The 14,260-nt window shown below is 59.1% G+C and carries 15 protein-coding genes; 10 read left to right on the top strand and 5 right to left on the bottom strand.

Translation table 11 applies throughout. The annotated features are described in order from the left end of the window. The first annotated feature begins 5 nt into the window (after nucleotides 1-5). The 4 genes from ACZ1HJ_RS13935 to ACZ1HJ_RS13950 all read left to right on the top strand — a co-directional run bounded on the left by ACZ1HJ_RS13935 (nucleotide 6) and on the right by ACZ1HJ_RS13950 (nucleotide 4,906). Nucleotides 6-872 carry a polyprenyl synthetase family protein gene (locus ACZ1HJ_RS13935; RefSeq protein ID WP_472719258.1) on the top strand — a complete coding sequence of 289 codons (867 nt, stop codon included), beginning with the start codon at nucleotides 6-8 and terminating at the stop codon, nucleotides 870-872. Between the two features lie 21 nt (nucleotides 873-893). Then, on the top strand, nucleotides 894-2,822 hold the full coding sequence (dxs, locus tag ACZ1HJ_RS13940; RefSeq protein ID WP_472719259.1) for a 1-deoxy-D-xylulose-5-phosphate synthase: 1,929 nt from the start codon (nucleotides 894-896) through the stop codon (nucleotides 2,820-2,822). Between the two features lie 48 nt (nucleotides 2,823-2,870). Further along, nucleotides 2,871-3,965 carry a PQQ-dependent sugar dehydrogenase gene (locus tag ACZ1HJ_RS13945; RefSeq protein WP_472719260.1) on the top strand — a complete coding sequence of 365 codons (1,095 nt, stop codon included), beginning with the start codon at nucleotides 2,871-2,873 and terminating at the stop codon, nucleotides 3,963-3,965. Between the two features lie 227 nt (nucleotides 3,966-4,192). Further along, nucleotides 4,193-4,906, top strand: coding sequence for an AAA family ATPase (locus ACZ1HJ_RS13950; RefSeq protein ID WP_472719261.1), 714 nt, complete (start codon nucleotides 4,193-4,195; stop codon nucleotides 4,904-4,906). A 47-nt stretch (nucleotides 4,907-4,953) separates the two neighbouring features. On the opposite strand, the gene ACZ1HJ_RS13955 is transcribed toward ACZ1HJ_RS13950, so the two are convergent. Then, nucleotides 4,954-5,955: a GlxA family transcriptional regulator gene (locus ACZ1HJ_RS13955; protein ID WP_472719262.1), complete on the bottom strand. Its 1,002-nt coding sequence runs from the start codon at nucleotides 5,953-5,955 to the stop codon at nucleotides 4,954-4,956. Between the two features lie 169 nt (nucleotides 5,956-6,124). Here ACZ1HJ_RS13955 and ACZ1HJ_RS13960 point away from each other — a divergent pair, with 169 nt between their 5' ends. Beyond that, nucleotides 6,125-7,495: a class II 3-deoxy-7-phosphoheptulonate synthase gene (locus tag ACZ1HJ_RS13960; protein ID WP_472719263.1), complete on the top strand. Its 1,371-nt coding sequence runs from the start codon at nucleotides 6,125-6,127 to the stop codon at nucleotides 7,493-7,495. Nucleotides 7,496-7,547: 52 nt separating this feature from the next. Here ACZ1HJ_RS13960 and ACZ1HJ_RS13965 read toward each other — a convergent pair whose 3' ends face one another. After that, the gene (locus tag ACZ1HJ_RS13965; RefSeq protein ID WP_472719264.1) at nucleotides 7,548-8,228 is read right to left on the bottom strand and encodes a PAS domain-containing protein; all 681 of its coding nucleotides are present in this window, start codon (nucleotides 8,226-8,228) and stop codon (nucleotides 7,548-7,550) included. 210 nt (nucleotides 8,229-8,438) lie between these two features. Here ACZ1HJ_RS13965 and ACZ1HJ_RS13970 point away from each other — a divergent pair, with 210 nt between their 5' ends. Genes ACZ1HJ_RS13970 through ACZ1HJ_RS13980 form a run of 3 tightly spaced genes read left to right on the top strand, consistent with a single transcriptional unit; the run spans nucleotide 8,439 to nucleotide 10,492 of the window. After that, a complete protein-coding gene (locus tag ACZ1HJ_RS13970) occupies nucleotides 8,439-9,317 on the top strand; it encodes a YicC/YloC family endoribonuclease (RefSeq protein ID WP_472722216.1) in 879 nt (292 codons plus the stop codon). 9 nt (nucleotides 9,318-9,326) lie between these two features. Next, nucleotides 9,327-9,968 (top strand): guanylate kinase, encoded by a 642-nt coding sequence (gene gmk, locus ACZ1HJ_RS13975; RefSeq protein WP_472719265.1) that lies wholly within the window; start codon nucleotides 9,327-9,329, stop codon nucleotides 9,966-9,968. Further along, nucleotides 9,965-10,492, top strand: a complete 528-nt coding sequence (locus tag ACZ1HJ_RS13980; protein WP_472719266.1) for a gamma carbonic anhydrase family protein — start codon at nucleotides 9,965-9,967, stop codon at nucleotides 10,490-10,492. Before gmk ends, ACZ1HJ_RS13980 begins: the two co-directional genes overlap by 4 nt. A gap of 6 nt (nucleotides 10,493-10,498) precedes the next feature. Here the strand turns inward: ACZ1HJ_RS13980 and ACZ1HJ_RS13985 are convergent, their stop codons facing one another. Both ACZ1HJ_RS13985 and hpt read right to left on the bottom strand, forming a co-directional pair. Then, entirely contained in the window at nucleotides 10,499-10,678 is a 180-nt protein-coding gene (locus ACZ1HJ_RS13985; RefSeq protein ID WP_472719267.1) for a hypothetical protein, read from the bottom strand. Further along, on the bottom strand, nucleotides 10,675-11,217 hold the full coding sequence (hpt, locus tag ACZ1HJ_RS13990; RefSeq protein WP_472719268.1) for a hypoxanthine phosphoribosyltransferase: 543 nt from the start codon (nucleotides 11,215-11,217) through the stop codon (nucleotides 10,675-10,677). Before hpt ends, ACZ1HJ_RS13985 begins: the two co-directional genes overlap by 4 nt. A gap of 75 nt (nucleotides 11,218-11,292) precedes the next feature. Between hpt and ACZ1HJ_RS13995 the strand changes: the two genes are divergently transcribed. Both ACZ1HJ_RS13995 and ACZ1HJ_RS14000 read left to right on the top strand, forming a co-directional pair. Then, nucleotides 11,293-11,739 (top strand): type II toxin-antitoxin system RatA family toxin, encoded by a 447-nt coding sequence (locus ACZ1HJ_RS13995; RefSeq protein ID WP_472719269.1) that lies wholly within the window; start codon nucleotides 11,293-11,295, stop codon nucleotides 11,737-11,739. Further along, nucleotides 11,732-13,033 carry an MmgE/PrpD family protein gene (locus ACZ1HJ_RS14000; RefSeq protein ID WP_472719270.1) on the top strand — a complete coding sequence of 434 codons (1,302 nt, stop codon included), beginning with the start codon at nucleotides 11,732-11,734 and terminating at the stop codon, nucleotides 13,031-13,033. The genes ACZ1HJ_RS13995 and ACZ1HJ_RS14000 overlap by 8 nt, the downstream gene beginning before the upstream one ends. Nucleotides 13,034-13,079: 46 nt before the next feature. Here ACZ1HJ_RS14000 and ACZ1HJ_RS14005 read toward each other — a convergent pair whose 3' ends face one another. Continuing rightward, the gene (locus ACZ1HJ_RS14005; protein WP_472719271.1) at nucleotides 13,080-14,258 is read right to left on the bottom strand and encodes an ammonium transporter; all 1,179 of its coding nucleotides are present in this window, start codon (nucleotides 14,256-14,258) and stop codon (nucleotides 13,080-13,082) included. Nucleotides 14,259-14,260: the final 2 nt, after the last annotated feature.

The raw sequence follows: 14,260 nt of genomic DNA on the forward strand, positions 1-14,260 counted from the left end.
ACCCCATGCAGGACAGGCGCGCCGAGGTTGCGGCGCAGGTTCAATCCCATTTTGATCATGTGCTGGCATCCTTTGGTGATGACGCAGTGGCGCAAGGCATGCGCTATACCACACGCGGTGGCAAACGGGTGCGGGCGTTTTTATCGATGGAGGGCGCGCGGCTGCACGGTGTTGATGCTTCCCGCGCCATTTGGCCCGCAACGGCAATCGAAGCGATGCATGCCTATAGCCTCGTGCATGATGACTTGCCGTGTATGGATGACGATGATCTGCGGCGGGGGCAGCCGACGGTGCATGTCAAATGGGATGAGGCCACGGCGGTGCTGGTCGGTGATGCGCTGCAGGCACTGGCCTTCCAGATGGTGGCGCACCCGGATGGCGCCCAGACCCCTGAGGCGCGGGCAAATCTGACGCTCGGTCTGGCCCGTGCCGCGGGCGGGCAGGGGATGGTACTGGGCCAAGCGCTGGATATCGCTGCGGAAACGGCGGAAACACCATTGACCCTGGCCGAAATCACGCACCTGCAAGAGGGTAAAACCGGGGCGTTGATCGAATGGGCGGCCACCAGTGGCGCGGTCATGGCAAACGCAGATACCGGCCCGTTGCAGGCCTATGCCCGGGCGCTTGGTCTGGCGTTCCAGATACAGGATGACATTATCGATGTGACCGGTACCGCCGAAGATGTGGGTAAGGCCGTGGGCAAGGATGCCGCCGCCGGCAAGGCTACATTTGTATCGCTTCTGGGGTTGGATGCGGCAATTACACGCGCGCAGGGTCTTGTTGATCAGGCCTGTGATGCCTTATCTCTATATGGTGACGACGCGAAAAGCCTGCGCCAAATCGCGCGTTTCGTTATTGCGCGCAAATCCTAACCGAATGTGGGTGTTTCCCCGATGACAAACCGCCCCGATACGCCGCTTCTGGACAAGGTCCAGACCCCTGCTGATCTCAAGCGGTTTGACGATGGCGAGCTGAAACGTCTGGCCGGGGAGCTGCGCGCAGAAACGCTGAGTGCCGTATCCGAGACCGGTGGCCATCTGGGCGCGGGTCTGGGGGTGGTCGAGCTGACCGTCGCTTTGCACGCGGTTTTTGATGCGCCGCGCGACAAGATCATCTGGGACGTGAGCCACCAGTGTTATCCGCATAAAATCCTGACCGGACGGCGGGACCGCATCCGCACCTTGCGCCAGAAGGACGGGTTGAGCGGTTTCACCAAACGATCCGAGTCGCCCTACGATCCCTTTGGCGCGGCCCATAGCTCAACCTCGATCAGTGCTGCCCTTGGCTTTGCCGTGGCGCGCGATCTAGGTGGTGCCTGTGATACCGGCCATGGCGACGCCATTGCCATCATCGGCGACGGCGCGATGAGCGCCGGCATGGCGTTTGAGGCGATGAACAATGCAGGCCACCTGAACCGTCGTCTGATTGTGATCCTCAACGATAACGAAATGTCGATTGCCCCGCCCGTGGGGGCGCTGTCATCCTATCTCTCGCGGCTCTACGCGGGCGAGCCGTTTCAGGAATTCAAAGCGGCTGCAAAAGGTGCGGTGTCGCTGCTTCCGGAGCCTTTTCAGGAAGGCGCCCGACGGGCCAAGGAAATGCTCAAAGGCATGGCCGTGGGTGGGACGCTTTTTGAAGAGCTTGGATTTTCCTATCTGGGCCCGATTGATGGCCACGACATGGATCAGCTTTTGCCGGTTCTGCGTACTGTGCAACAACGCGCCACCGGCCCGATCCTCATTCACGTGACCACCAAGAAGGGCAAAGGATATGCCCCTGCCGAGGCCGCGCGCGATGGCGGTCATGCCACGGCCAAATTCGATCTGGTCACGGGCAAGCAGAAGAAATCACCCTCAAACGCGCCAAGCTACACCAAGGTTTTTGCCAAGGCGTTGCTGGACGAGGCCGCGCGGGACGACAAGATATGCGCCATCACCGCTGCCATGCCCGACGGCACGGGTTTGGATCTCTTCGCCGAACGCTACCCGTCACGATGCTTTGACGTTGGCATCGCCGAGCAGCACGCGGTTACGTTTTCGGCGGGTCTGGCGGCAGGCGGCATGAAACCCTTCTGCGCGCTTTATTCGACCTTCCTGCAGCGCGGCTATGATCAGGTTGTGCATGATGTGGCCATTCAACGCCTGCCGGTGCGGTTCGCGATTGACCGCGCGGGGCTTGTCGGGGCCGACGGCGCCACCCATGCGGGCAGCTATGATGTGGCGTTCCTTGCCAACCTGCCTGGTCTGGTGGTTATGGCCGCGGCGGATGAGGCAGAGCTCGTGCATATGGTGGCCACGGCGGCGGCCCATGACAGCGGGCCGATTGCCTTTCGCTATCCGCGCGGCGAGGGCCAAGGTGTTGAAATGCCTGAAAAAGGCGTGCCACTGGAAATCGGCAAGGGCCAGATCATTTCTGAAGGCGCGCGGGTTGCGCTTCTGTCGTTTGGCACCCGCTTGGGCGAGGTGCAACAGGCCGCCGAAGCCCTGAGTGCCCGCGGTCTGACGCCCACCATCGCAGACGCCCGGTTTGCCAAGCCTCTGGACGAAGAACTGATCCTGTCGCTGGCGGCCAATCACGAGGCGCTGATCACTATAGAAGAAGGTGCCATTGGCGGCTTTGGCAGCCACGTGGCGCAACTTTTGGCGGAAAACGCGGTCTTTGATAAGGGGCTGAAGTTCCGCTCGATGGTCTTGCCGGATATCTTCATCGATCAGGCCAGCCCCGAGGATATGTACCGTGTCGCCGGACTTGATGCGGCGCAGATCGAAGCCAAGGTGCTCGATGTTCTGGATATCGCCCAGATCGGTGACAGGCGGGCCTGACGCACAGGTCCAACCACGAAAAACTCATTGCGAATACAGGAGGAAGACATGATCCGATACCTGACGGCCCTGAGCATTTCATTGATTTTGACGGCACTGCCGCTATCCGCGTTTGAGACCTCGCAGGGCACGTTGACCGTCACCAAAATGACCGATGGTTTGGACCAACCGTGGAGCTTTGGGTTCCTGCCGGACGGGTCTGTGTTGATCACGGAACGTGACGGGGCGTTGTGGCGGCTGGCGGAGGGCGAGCGGCACGCGGTTGAAGGCGTGGCGCCTGTGGTGGCGCGCGGGCAGGGCGGTTTGTTCGATGTGATGATCCCACGTGATTTTGCGACCTCGCGGCAAATTCTGATCTCTTACGCCAAGGCGCAAGATGGCGGTGTCGGCACAGCGGTGGCCACGGCGCAACTGTCCCAGGATGCGCGCGAAATTACCGGCTGGCAGGACATCTTCGAGCTGAGGCCCGGCTCCGAGGGCGGGCGCCACTTTGGCGGGCGGCTGGTCGAGGCGCTGGATGGCACTGTTTTCCTGACCATCGGTGACCGGGGTGATCGCCCCTTGGCACAGGATCTGCGGCGTGAGAATGGTTCGGTCGTGCGGATCAATCGCGATGGCAGCATCCCCGCGGACAATCCGTTTGTGGGTGATGACGCCGCGCAACCTGCGATCTGGTCCTATGGCCATCGCAACCCGCAAGGTGCCGCGCTGGATGCGGATGGCGCCCTGTGGACCAGCGAACATGGCGCGCGCGGCGGGGATGAGGTCAATAAGGTGCGCAAGGGCGCCAATTTCGGCTGGCCGGTGATTTCCTACGGGCGGCATTACTCCGGTTTCAAAATTGGCGAGGGCACCGAAAAACCGGGCATGGAACAACCCGCCTTTTACTGGGACCCATCGATCGCGCCCTCGGGCATGATGATCTATTCCGGCGCGCTCTGGCCCGAATGGAAAGGCGATATGTTTGTGGGCTCGTTAAAGTTCAACTACATCGCACGCCTCAGCGGATCGCCAGTGGCGGAAGCGGAACAACTGAAGTCACAAGAGACCACCCGCATCCGCGATATCCGCGAGGCCCCGGACGGATCGATCTGGTATCTCAGCGTCCGTCAAGGCGCGCTCTACCGGCTGTCACCGGGGTAACGCGATGTGAGTGCGTGAGCTTCGGCGGAAGATGGGGTGAATGAGTAGCGAGGAACGCACGGTCACGCCTAGCTTTCAAGAAAGCACGCTATGAGCTTGAAGTTCCATAATTTCGCCAGAAACATGTTAAAGATGAAGCGAGCAACCTAATTGCACAAAGTGAAAAGATGGCTCGTCGGAAAACCGGAACAAATCTACCTTCGCCATTTTTGCAGAGACTAGTTGTCTTGAACGACAAGATGGCTGAGAAGACTGGGTATCCATTTGATTTACCTTGGCTGCAGAACGAAGATTTCGAGCTTCGGTTCACGACGCCTGTCACGATAATCGTTGGTGAAAACGGGACAGGTAAATCCACATTAATCGAGGCAATTGCGGCTCTTAGTGGTTATGATGAAGCCGGAGGAGGAAAAGGTTATCGTCCTGTAGATCATTCAACGGCCATAGACAAAAGTGGATCAGAACTGGCTGATGTTTTGAGAGCCGGATGGTTGCCAAAAGTGACAAATGGTTGGTTCTTTAAAGCAGAAACGTTTTTTTCCGTCGCCCGATACCTAGACGATGCGAAAAGCCCGACAGCGGACTTTTTATCTTGGAGCCATGGTGAAGGATTTGTTCGGTTTTTCGAAGAGCGTATGTCTCGACAAGGCATCTACTTCATGGACGAACCGGAAAGCGCGCTGTCGCCAAAGCGACAACTTGAGCTGCTACGGATATTGAATCGCATCCAGGAACAGGCACGCTCACAGGTAATTATTGCAACGCACTCTCCTATACTGATGGCATTGCCAAATGCGAGGGTCTTGGAAGTTGCAAGGCATGGTATTCGTGAAACCGATTATCGCGAAACTCAACACTTCAAGCTCTATCAATCCTTTACGGTTGATCCAGAAGAATTCATTGCTGAAGCTATACGTGATGAAGATCAAAGCCAGTTCTGACGGTGGCTTCGCATTCCAAAGCGGCCACCCAAGCTTTCTACCAATGTCTAAACCGACAGCCTCGCCGATTGCGCGCCGCGTTCGCGGTAGGGGGTGGTGTTGTAATGCGCCCGGTAGCATTTGGAGAAATGCGAGGGAGAGGCAAACCCGCAGGCCAGGGCAACGTTGATCACCGTCATATCGGTCTGCATCAACAAGTTGCGGGCCTTTTGCAGGCGCAATTCCATGTAATACCGCTTGGGACTGCGGTTCAGGTAGCGGCGAAAAAGACGTTCCAATTGGCGCGTGGACATCCCCACATCCTTGGCCAGAACCGAGGGGCTGATCGGCTCCTCGATATTGCTTTCCATCATCTGGATGACCTGGCTCAGCTTGGGGTGGCGCACACCGATACGTGTGGGCACGCTCAAGCGCTGCGTGTCCTGATCCGTGCGGATCGAGGAATAGATCAGCTGATCCGCCACCGCATTGGCCAGTTTTTCGCCGTGATCATCGGCAATGATCTTGAGCATGAGGTCAATGGACGAAGTGCCGCCCGCCGTCGTCATCCGGTTGCCATCCACTACGAAGACCGATTTGGTCAGCTCGACCTCGTCAAACTCCTCCAGAAAACTGTCATGGTTTTCCCAATGGATCGTCGCGCGTTTGCCATCCAGCAATCCCGCCTTGGCCACCGTATAGGCAGCAGTGCAGAGCCCCGCCACGGTCAACCCGCGCCGGGCTTCGCGCCGCAGCCAGCTGAGGATTTTCTTGGTGGTCGATGTCTGCACATAGATGCCGCCACAGATCATGACAACGTCGTCGCGCTTGAGCTCTTCAAGGTCGATGTCGACATTGAATGTCGCCCCGGCCGAACAGCTGACGGATGTGCCGCCTTCGCCCGCAAGAACCCAGTCATAGAGGGTTTCACCCGACATGCGGTTGGCAATCCGCAGGCTTTCGACGGCGGCTGCAAAACACAGCAGAGTGAAATTATCCAGCAGCACAAATACAAACCGCCGCGCCTTTTCCGCGGATGCATCTGGTTTGCCGGTTGAACCCAGGTTCATAATTGCCGAATCCTTTGCAGGGATGAGACCGATCTGGCCACTTTTCTTAATCCGTTGCAATTAGCAAGAGTGTTCATGCGCAATTGCGTATTTTCCTGAATTGCTTATATGGCGTCTTGGAGCCCGGTTTAGTATACCTGTGGCTCGAAGTTGAAAGCGGAGAGAGACGATGACTGAGTGGCAAAAATCTGACTGGCGCGCAAAACCGCGGATTCAGATGCCCGAGTATACCGACGGCGCGGCATTGAACCGGGTTGAGGCGAAACTGTCGCAATATCCTCCACTTGTTTTTGCAGGCGAAGCGCGGCGGCTGAAAGCGCAACTGGGTGCGGCGGCACGCGGCGAGGCGTTTTTGCTTCAGGGCGGCGATTGTGCCGAGAGTTTTGATCAATTCAGCGCCGATGCCATTCGCGACACGTTCAAGGTCATGCTGCAGATGGCGATGGTTCTGACCTATGGCGCCAAGGTGCCGGTGGTAAAAGTAGGCCGTATGGCCGGGCAATTTGCCAAGCCGCGCAGTGCGCCAACGGAAACCGTGGATGGCGTGGAATTGCCTAGCTACCGCGGTGATATCATCAATGAACTGGCCTTCACGCCCGAGGCGCGCATTCCCGATCCAGAAAAAATGTTGCGCGCCTATACCCAGGCCGCCGCGACGCTGAACCTGCTGCGCGCCTTTTCGACGGGTGGGTATGCGGATGTGCATCAGGTGCATTCCTGGACGCTTGGCTTCACCGAAAGTGAAAAGGCCGCGCGCTACCGCGACATGGCCAACAGCATCAGCGACGCGCTTGATTTCATGAAGGCCGCCGGTGTCGACAGCGATATGGCACACACGTTGCAAACGGTTGATTTCTACACCAGCCACGAAAGCCTGTTGCTGGAATATGAAGAAGCGCTGACGCGGCTTGATTCCACGTCCGGCAAATGGCTCGCCGGGTCTGGCCATATGATCTGGATCGGCGATCGCACCCGTCAGCCTGACGGCGCACATGTCGAATTCTGCCGTGGTGTACAGAACCCGATTGGTCTGAAATGCGGCCCGTCGATGACATCGGATGATCTTAAAGCGCTGATGGCCAAGCTGAACCCGCAGAACGAAGCGGGCCGCCTGACGTTGATCGCGCGGTTCGGCGCAGGCAACGTGGCCGAACACCTGCCGCGCCTGATCAAGGCGGTGCGGGATGAAGGTGCCGAGGTGGTTTGGGTATGCGATGCGATGCATGGCAACACGATCAAATCCTCGACCGGTTACAAAACGCGCCCCTTCGAGAGCGTGTTGCGCGAGGTGCGGGAATTCTTTGGCGTGCACAAGGCCGAAGGAACAATCCCGGGCGGTGTGCATTTTGAGATGACCGGTCAAGATGTGACCGAATGCACAGGCGGCGTACGCGCCGTGAGCGAAGAAAACCTGTCGGACCGCTACCACACGGCCTGTGATCCGCGCCTCAATGCGAGCCAGTCTCTGGAACTTGCGTTTTTGGTGGCGGAGGAATTGTCTGCGCTGCGTTCAGCACGGGCCACCGCAAAAGCAGGCTAAACACCGAAACCGAATACGAAAACGCGGTCCGCAGATGTCGGGCCGCGTTTTTTTATGTGTCGGATTCTTTCGGCGGGACCAGACGCAAATACGGACGCTCGCTGCGGTGTTGCTGTGGCGTGGATTTGAACGGCATCGAAGGGTCCGCAAACCCGGCCACGTCGAGCACGGGGTTGTTGGCTGCCTCAAGCTGGGAATCAATCGCCTCGACACTGTGGCTGAGGATCTTGAAGCGGCGCGGTGTGCGCCCGATCAACCCGTCGGTCAGGAAACAGCCAAGCGCGCGGGAGATATCCCCCAAGTCACTGCGCAGTGGCAAGAGGATGAGCGTGCCTTTCAAAGCGCGCCGGCCGATGCCGCTTGGCGCTTCGACATCGATCTTCACAATGGCGGGGCGGTCAAACACTTCGACCAACAGCTTGGCCAGTTCTTCGCGCTGTTCCGGCGCGATAAACGCGCTCATCGGCATGCCCCGCACTTCCATACCCATCAGATCACTCAGATGCGTCCCCGCGATGCGCAGCCGGGCCATACCGGGCGCGATCTTTTCGGCGATGAAGGCATTCTCGAGGAGTGATTCAATCCCGCGGGGGTCGATATCCGTGCGTCGTGGCACATTGTGCCCTTTGCGCATGCTGGACCAGTAGGCCACAAAAGACGCCAGGTCCTTTTCCTTGCCGCGCGAACCGCTGTGCATCAGGGTGGCTTTGCCGTAGTTAACGTCGTCTTGCATATGTCACCTGTTGGTTGCGGTGGGGGAGGTCAAAAGACCCTTCGTGATCGTCTACTAACAATTATCACGCATTTTCTCTTTTTTGGTCATAAAAAATATGTACTTGGTTAACCGTGGGCGCGCAGCTGGTTAACGGCGGCGCTTGCCAGCCCTTGGGTGAATGGCTAGGACAGTCCGAAACCCAAGAGGGAGAGCAGCGTGTTGTATTCGATGACAGCTTTCGCATCCGCAAAGGGAGCGTTCGACGCCTATAGCTGGGCGTGGGAGCTGCGCAGCGTAAACGGCAAGGGCCTTGATTTGCGCCTGCGCGTGCCCGATTGGATCGATGGTCTGGAAGCGGGCATTCGCACCCGTCTGGGCAAGGCGCTTTCGCGCGGGAATGTCACGCTGAACCTGCGTATCCAGTCCGAAGATCAGGGAGGCGCCCTCTCTGTGAACGCGGCGCAATTGAACGATGTTCTGGCCGCCATGGCAGAGGTTGAAAGCCGGGCGATGGATCAAGGCCTGTCGCTGGCCCCGGCCACGGCGGCGGATATTCTGGCCGTGCGCGGCGTTTTGGAAACTGGCAATTCGGATCAGGACACCAGCGGTCTGTGCAAGGCATTGCTGGCGGATCTGGAGCCGGTTCTGGCCAGCTTCATCAAGATGCGCGGTGCCGAAGGCGCAGCACTGGAAGAGGTGCTGAGCGGGCAATTGGACACGATTGAAAAGCTCACTGCGCAAGCCGCCAAGGCCGCCGATGCGCGCAGGGCCGAGGTGGCGGAAAACCTGCGCGGCCAGTTGGCGCGCGTTCTCGACAACAGCGATGGCGCGGATGAAACCCGCGTGGCGCAGGAACTGGCGATGCTGGCGGTCAAGGCGGATGTCACCGAAGAAATCGACCGCCTGAGCGCCCATGTCAAAGCCGCGCGCGATTTGCTGACCGCGGGCTCACCCATCGGGCGCAAGCTGGATTTCCTCAGCCAGGAGTTCAATCGCGAGGCCAATACCATATGCTCCAAGGCACAATCGGTGGACCTGACCTCGGTGGGATTGGAACTCAAAGCGGTGATCGACCAGATGCGCGAACAAGTGCAGAATGTGGAATAGGGGACAGATATGACCAACCGGCGCGGATTGCTGATCATCCTCTCGTCCCCCTCCGGCGCGGGCAAATCGACACTGTCCCGGCGTCTGCGCGATTGGGATCCGACCATCGAATTTTCAGTTTCCGCCACCACCCGGACCCCACGGGATGGCGAAGTGGATGGGCAGGATTATCACTTCTTGTCTGAAGAGCAGTTCAAAGCGGATGTGGCAAACGGTGATATGCTCGAACACGCGCATGTCTTCGGCAACTTCTATGGCTCGCCGCAAGCGCCTGTTCAGTCCGCCATCGATCAGGAACGCGATGTGCTTTTCGACATCGATTGGCAGGGCGCACAGCAAATCCAGAATTCGGCGCTGCAGGACCATGTGCTGTCGATCTTCATCCTGCCGCCTTCAATTGCCGAACTGCATCGTCGCCTTGAAGCGCGGGGGCAAGACAGTGCGGATGTTGTGGCCAAGCGGATGCAAAAGAGCTGGGATGAGATCAGCCATTGGGGCAGTTACGACTACGTATTGATCAACGACGATGTGGAGACAACGGACGAGCGTCTCAAAAGCATTGTCGAAGCCGCACGCCTGCGCCGTACACAACAACCAACGCTAAACGACCACGTTCTGAAATTGCACCGTGAATTCGAGGACAGACAATGACCCTCTATGCCCTGAATGACCACCGCCCCGAAACCCCCGAAGACGGTGACTACTGGGTGGCACCCGGCGCACATGTGATTGGTAAGGTTGTTCTGGGCTCGGCCACGTCGATCTGGTTCGGCAGCACCCTGCGCGGCGATAATGAGGTGATCACCATCGGGGCGGGCACGAATGTGCAGGAAAACACCGTCATGCACGCCGATATGGGCTATCCGCTGACCATCGGCACCGGTTGCACCATTGGCCACAAGGCGATGCTGCATGGCTGTATCCTGGGCGACAATACCCTGATTGGCATGGGCGCCACCATCCTGAACGGGGCCAAGATCGGCAATAACTGTCTGATCGGGGCCGGCGCGCTGATCACCGAAGGCAAAGAAATCCCCGATGGATCGCTGGTCATGGGCGTGCCGGGCAAGGTAGTGCGGGAGCTTGATGCAGAGGCGATCAACCGGATGCGGGTCAGCGCCGTACATTACCAGGAGCGCATGCGCCTCTTCCGCGACGGGCTTGAGGCGCTCTGACAGGTCTCAGGGTTTCCAACGCCGCCCGACAGGCTCGGATGTCAGAAAGTCGGGCCAGCCGTAAAACCGCTCGATCAGATAGACCAAGATACAAATCGCGATGATCCCCAATACCAGCTTCACCCGGGCTTCACTGGGTGGATTCTGCGCCAGGCGCTTCATCTTGAGGATCCAGCGATAGCTCATGCGTCGGTGAACCGGACCTGGCCGATATAGGGCAGGTTTCTGTTTTTCTGCGCGTAATCAATGCCGTAACCCACGACAAAGGCATCGGGAATGTCAAAGCCGATCCAATCGGCCGTGATATCCGCCTCGCGCCGCGACGGTTTGTCCAAGAGCGCAATGGTGCGCAATTTGCGGGGGTTGCGGCCACGCAGTAGATGCATCACATGCGCCAGCGTGTGCCCGGTATCGACGATATCTTCGACCACCAGCACATCGCGCCCTTCAATCGTGCCGCGAATGTCCTTGAGGATACGCACCTCGCGGCTGCTCTCGGTGCTGTCGCCATAGGAGGAGGTCTCCAGAAAATCGACCTCTACGTTCATCTCAAGCTCGCGCACCAGATCGGCGATGAACACGAAAGAGCCGCGCAAAAGGCCGATCACAACCAATTGGTTACAGCCCTGAAACTCGGCCCGGATTTCCCCCGCCAGTGTCTCGATCCGCGCGGCAATCGACTTGGCCGAGATCATCCGGTCAATAACATATGGGCGACCTGACATCGCACCCCCCTTGCACTTTTGCCGCCAGTCTATGACAAAGACCGCCACTGTCACGCCCAAAAGACCAAAGACCTGATGCCGACCCATTCCGAAACACGCCGCCTGCCGTTTGAGGCCCAACAGATGTATGATCTGGTGGCGGATGTGGCAAAATATCCGGAGTTTCTGCCCTGGACGGCAGCGGCGCGCATTCGGTCGGTCACGCCGCAGGAAAATGGCTCGCAGGTCATGGATGCTGATCTCGTGATCAGCTTCAAACTCTTTCGCGAGCGTTTCCGCAGCCGCGTCGTGCTCTGGCCGGATGACCTGAAGATTGACACCGAATATTTGGACGGACCGTTCAAACACATGCGTTCCAACTGGGCATTCACACCGGCTGAAAATGGCTGCGATGTGTCTTTCTATGTGGATTTCGAATTCCGCAACCTGCTTTTGCAAAAGGCCGCGGGGCTGTTTTTCTACGAGGCGATGCAACGTATTGTGCGGGCGTTTGAGGCCCGGGCGCAGGACCTCTATGGGTAGCCCGCCCATTGCCGAACACCTGGCGGATTTCGCGCTCTGCCGGGACGTATCGGGCGATGCTCTTGCTGTCCTGCGCCTGTCACTGCTGGATTGGTGCGCCGTGGGTATCGCGGGCGCATCCGAGCCGGTCTCTGACATGATCCGCGCGCAGGCATTGGACGACGGCGGCGCAGCACAGGCTTCTGTTATCGGGTCCCAAAACAAACTGCCCGCACGTGCCGCCGCCCTTGTCAACGGCACGATCAGCCACGCGCTTGATTATGATGACACGCATTTCGCCCATATCGGCCACCCGTCTGTGGCGGTCATCCCGGCGGCACTTGCCATTGCCCAGATGACGGGTGCATCAGGGCGCGCGCTGCAAGAGGCCGCTCTCATTGGCGCCGAGGCTTCGGTACGTATGGGCGTCTGGCTCGGGCGCTCGCATTACCAGGCCGGGTTCCACCAAACTGCCACTGCGGGGGCCTTTGGGGCGTGCCTCGCCGCTTGTCGGTTGCTGGGGCTCACATCCGATCAGACGCGGATGGCTTTGGGCCTTGTCGCCACCCGCGCTTCGGGTCTGAAATCGCAATTTGGCACGATGGGCAAACCGATGAATGCCGGGATTGCCGCGTCAAACGGGGTCGAGGCAGCACAACTGGCGCAACGCGGCTTTGTGAGCCAGCCCGCGGCATTGGATGGCCCGCAAGGGTTTGGCCCGACCCATCATGGCGCGGCGGATGAAACTGCGTGGCGCGGCATCGGGCAGGAGTGGCTTTTTGAGCGGGTCAGCCACAAATTCCACGCCTGTTGTCACGGGCTGCACGCCATGCTCGAGGCACTTGGACCTCTGGCAGGCACCGATCCCGCGCAGATTGCCGGGATCACGGTAAACACCCATCCGCGATGGCTTTCCGTCTGCAACATCGCCAGCCCGCGCACCGGGCTCGAGGCGAAGTTCAGCTACAAGCACACCGCTGCGATGCGTCTGTTGGGGCACGATACGGGCCTGCCGCACAGCTTTAGCGAGGCGATGACGCGCGATCCGGACGTGTCAGCCCTGCGCGACAAGGTCGAGGTCAATGGCACCGAGGCCGTGGGCGAAATGCAGGCGGATGTGAGCGTGCTGATGTCTGATGTGCAACATCAGATCCTGACCCATGACCTTGACGCGCCCATGGCGCTTGCGGACCGGCAGGCGCGCGTCCATGCCAAGGCCGCGGCACTTTTGGGTTCAGATCGGGCCGGGCACCTCTGGGCGCTGATCGAGGCAGATGGCGGACCCGATGACATCGCGACCCATCTTGCACATTAAAAAGGGCCCGTTACCGGACCCCGATTTAATTCAATTTTACAAAGGCTTAGCTGGTCATGTCATAGGCCCGCTCGCCATGCACCTGCAGGTCCAGCCCGTTGGTTTCGGTTTCAAGATCGACGCGCAATGGCGTGATCAGACCCACCAATTTGACCAAAACGAAGGTTACCACCAGCGTGAAGACCCCCACGATGGCCAATGATCCAAGCTGTGCCGCCCATGATCCGGCCCCGAAGGCGGCGATCATGATTGTGCCGAAAATCCCGCCCACACCGTGCACTGCAAAAACATCGAGCGTGTCGTCGATATTGAGCTTTTCGCGGATCAGAACCACAGCTTCCTGACAGAGAATACCCGCGACCGCCCCAATGATCAGCGCCTCAACAGGGCCAACAAACCCGCTGGCCGGGGTGATAGAGGCAAGGCCCGCGATGGTGCCTGTAACCATGCCCACCAATGAGGCGCGGCCAAACTTGATCCGCTCCCACAGCGCCCAAGTCAGCGATGCTGTCGCGGCAGAGATATGCGTGACCGTCAGGGCCATTGCAGCACCGCCATCTGCGGCCAGTTGTGAGCCGCCGTTGAAGCCAAACCAACCGACCCAGAGCATGGCCGCACCTATCATCACGATGCCCGGATTGTGCGGCGGCGTGGTCCGGTTCTTGCGTGGCCCGAGGCAGAGCGCGATCACAATCGCCGCCAGACCCGCGGTTTCATGCACCACGATGCCACCGGCGAAATCGCGCACGCCGGTTTCGCCGAAAATCCCGCCGTCTGACAGGAACCCACCGCCCCAGATCCAATGGGTGACGGGCGCGTAACACAGGAGCATCCAGAGCCCGGAAAAGAGCAGGACAAAGCCAAAGCCGATGCGTTCGACATAAGCACCCACGATCAGTGCGGGGGTGATGATGGCGAACGTCATCTGGAAGGCGAAGAACAGAACCTCGGGCAGGGTGCCCGACAACGTATCAACGGTGATGCCGGTCAGAAACGCTTTACCCAGCCCGCCCCAATAGGCCCCGCCGTCGCCAAAGGCGATGGAATAGCCAAAGGCGAACCACAAAACGCTCATTAAACAGGCAATGGCATAGCATTGCATAAAGACGCTCAGCACATTGCGTGCCCGCACGAGACCCCCATAAAACAAGGCCAAACCCGGCAATGTCATAAAGAGTACAAGCGCCGTGGCCACGATAATCCACGCGGTGTCCGCTCCGTTCATTT

Source organism: Roseovarius sp. JB2-10 (genome assembly GCF_055693585.1).

Excerpts from the sequence above, each read along its gene's own strand:
- gmk (WP_472719265.1), top strand. The coding sequence starts at position 9,327 with ATGACCAACCGGCGCGGATTGCTGATCATCCTCTCGTCCCCCTCCGGC.
- ACZ1HJ_RS14005 (WP_472719271.1), bottom strand. The coding sequence starts at position 14,258 with ATGAACGGAGCGGACACCGCGTGGATTATCGTGGCCACGGCGCTTGTA.
- ACZ1HJ_RS13955 (WP_472719262.1), bottom strand. The coding sequence starts at position 5,955 with ATGAACCTGGGTTCAACCGGCAAACCAGATGCATCCGCGGAAAAGGCG.
- ACZ1HJ_RS14000 (WP_472719270.1), top strand. The coding sequence starts at position 11,732 with ATGGGTAGCCCGCCCATTGCCGAACACCTGGCGGATTTCGCGCTCTGC.
- ACZ1HJ_RS13995 (WP_472719269.1), top strand. The coding sequence starts at position 11,293 with ATGCCGACCCATTCCGAAACACGCCGCCTGCCGTTTGAGGCCCAACAG.
- ACZ1HJ_RS13945 (WP_472719260.1), top strand. The coding sequence starts at position 2,871 with ATGATCCGATACCTGACGGCCCTGAGCATTTCATTGATTTTGACGGCA.
- ACZ1HJ_RS13960 (WP_472719263.1), top strand. The coding sequence starts at position 6,125 with ATGACTGAGTGGCAAAAATCTGACTGGCGCGCAAAACCGCGGATTCAG.
- hpt (WP_472719268.1), bottom strand. The coding sequence starts at position 11,217 with ATGTCAGGTCGCCCATATGTTATTGACCGGATGATCTCGGCCAAGTCG.
- ACZ1HJ_RS13965 (WP_472719264.1), bottom strand. The coding sequence starts at position 8,228 with ATGCAAGACGACGTTAACTACGGCAAAGCCACCCTGATGCACAGCGGT.
- ACZ1HJ_RS13935 (WP_472719258.1), top strand. The coding sequence starts at position 6 with ATGCAGGACAGGCGCGCCGAGGTTGCGGCGCAGGTTCAATCCCATTTT.
- ACZ1HJ_RS13970 (WP_472722216.1), top strand. The coding sequence starts at position 8,439 with ATGACAGCTTTCGCATCCGCAAAGGGAGCGTTCGACGCCTATAGCTGG.
- ACZ1HJ_RS13980 (WP_472719266.1), top strand. The coding sequence starts at position 9,965 with ATGACCCTCTATGCCCTGAATGACCACCGCCCCGAAACCCCCGAAGAC.
- dxs (WP_472719259.1), top strand. The coding sequence starts at position 894 with ATGACAAACCGCCCCGATACGCCGCTTCTGGACAAGGTCCAGACCCCT.
- ACZ1HJ_RS13985 (WP_472719267.1), bottom strand. The coding sequence starts at position 10,678 with ATGAGCTATCGCTGGATCCTCAAGATGAAGCGCCTGGCGCAGAATCCA.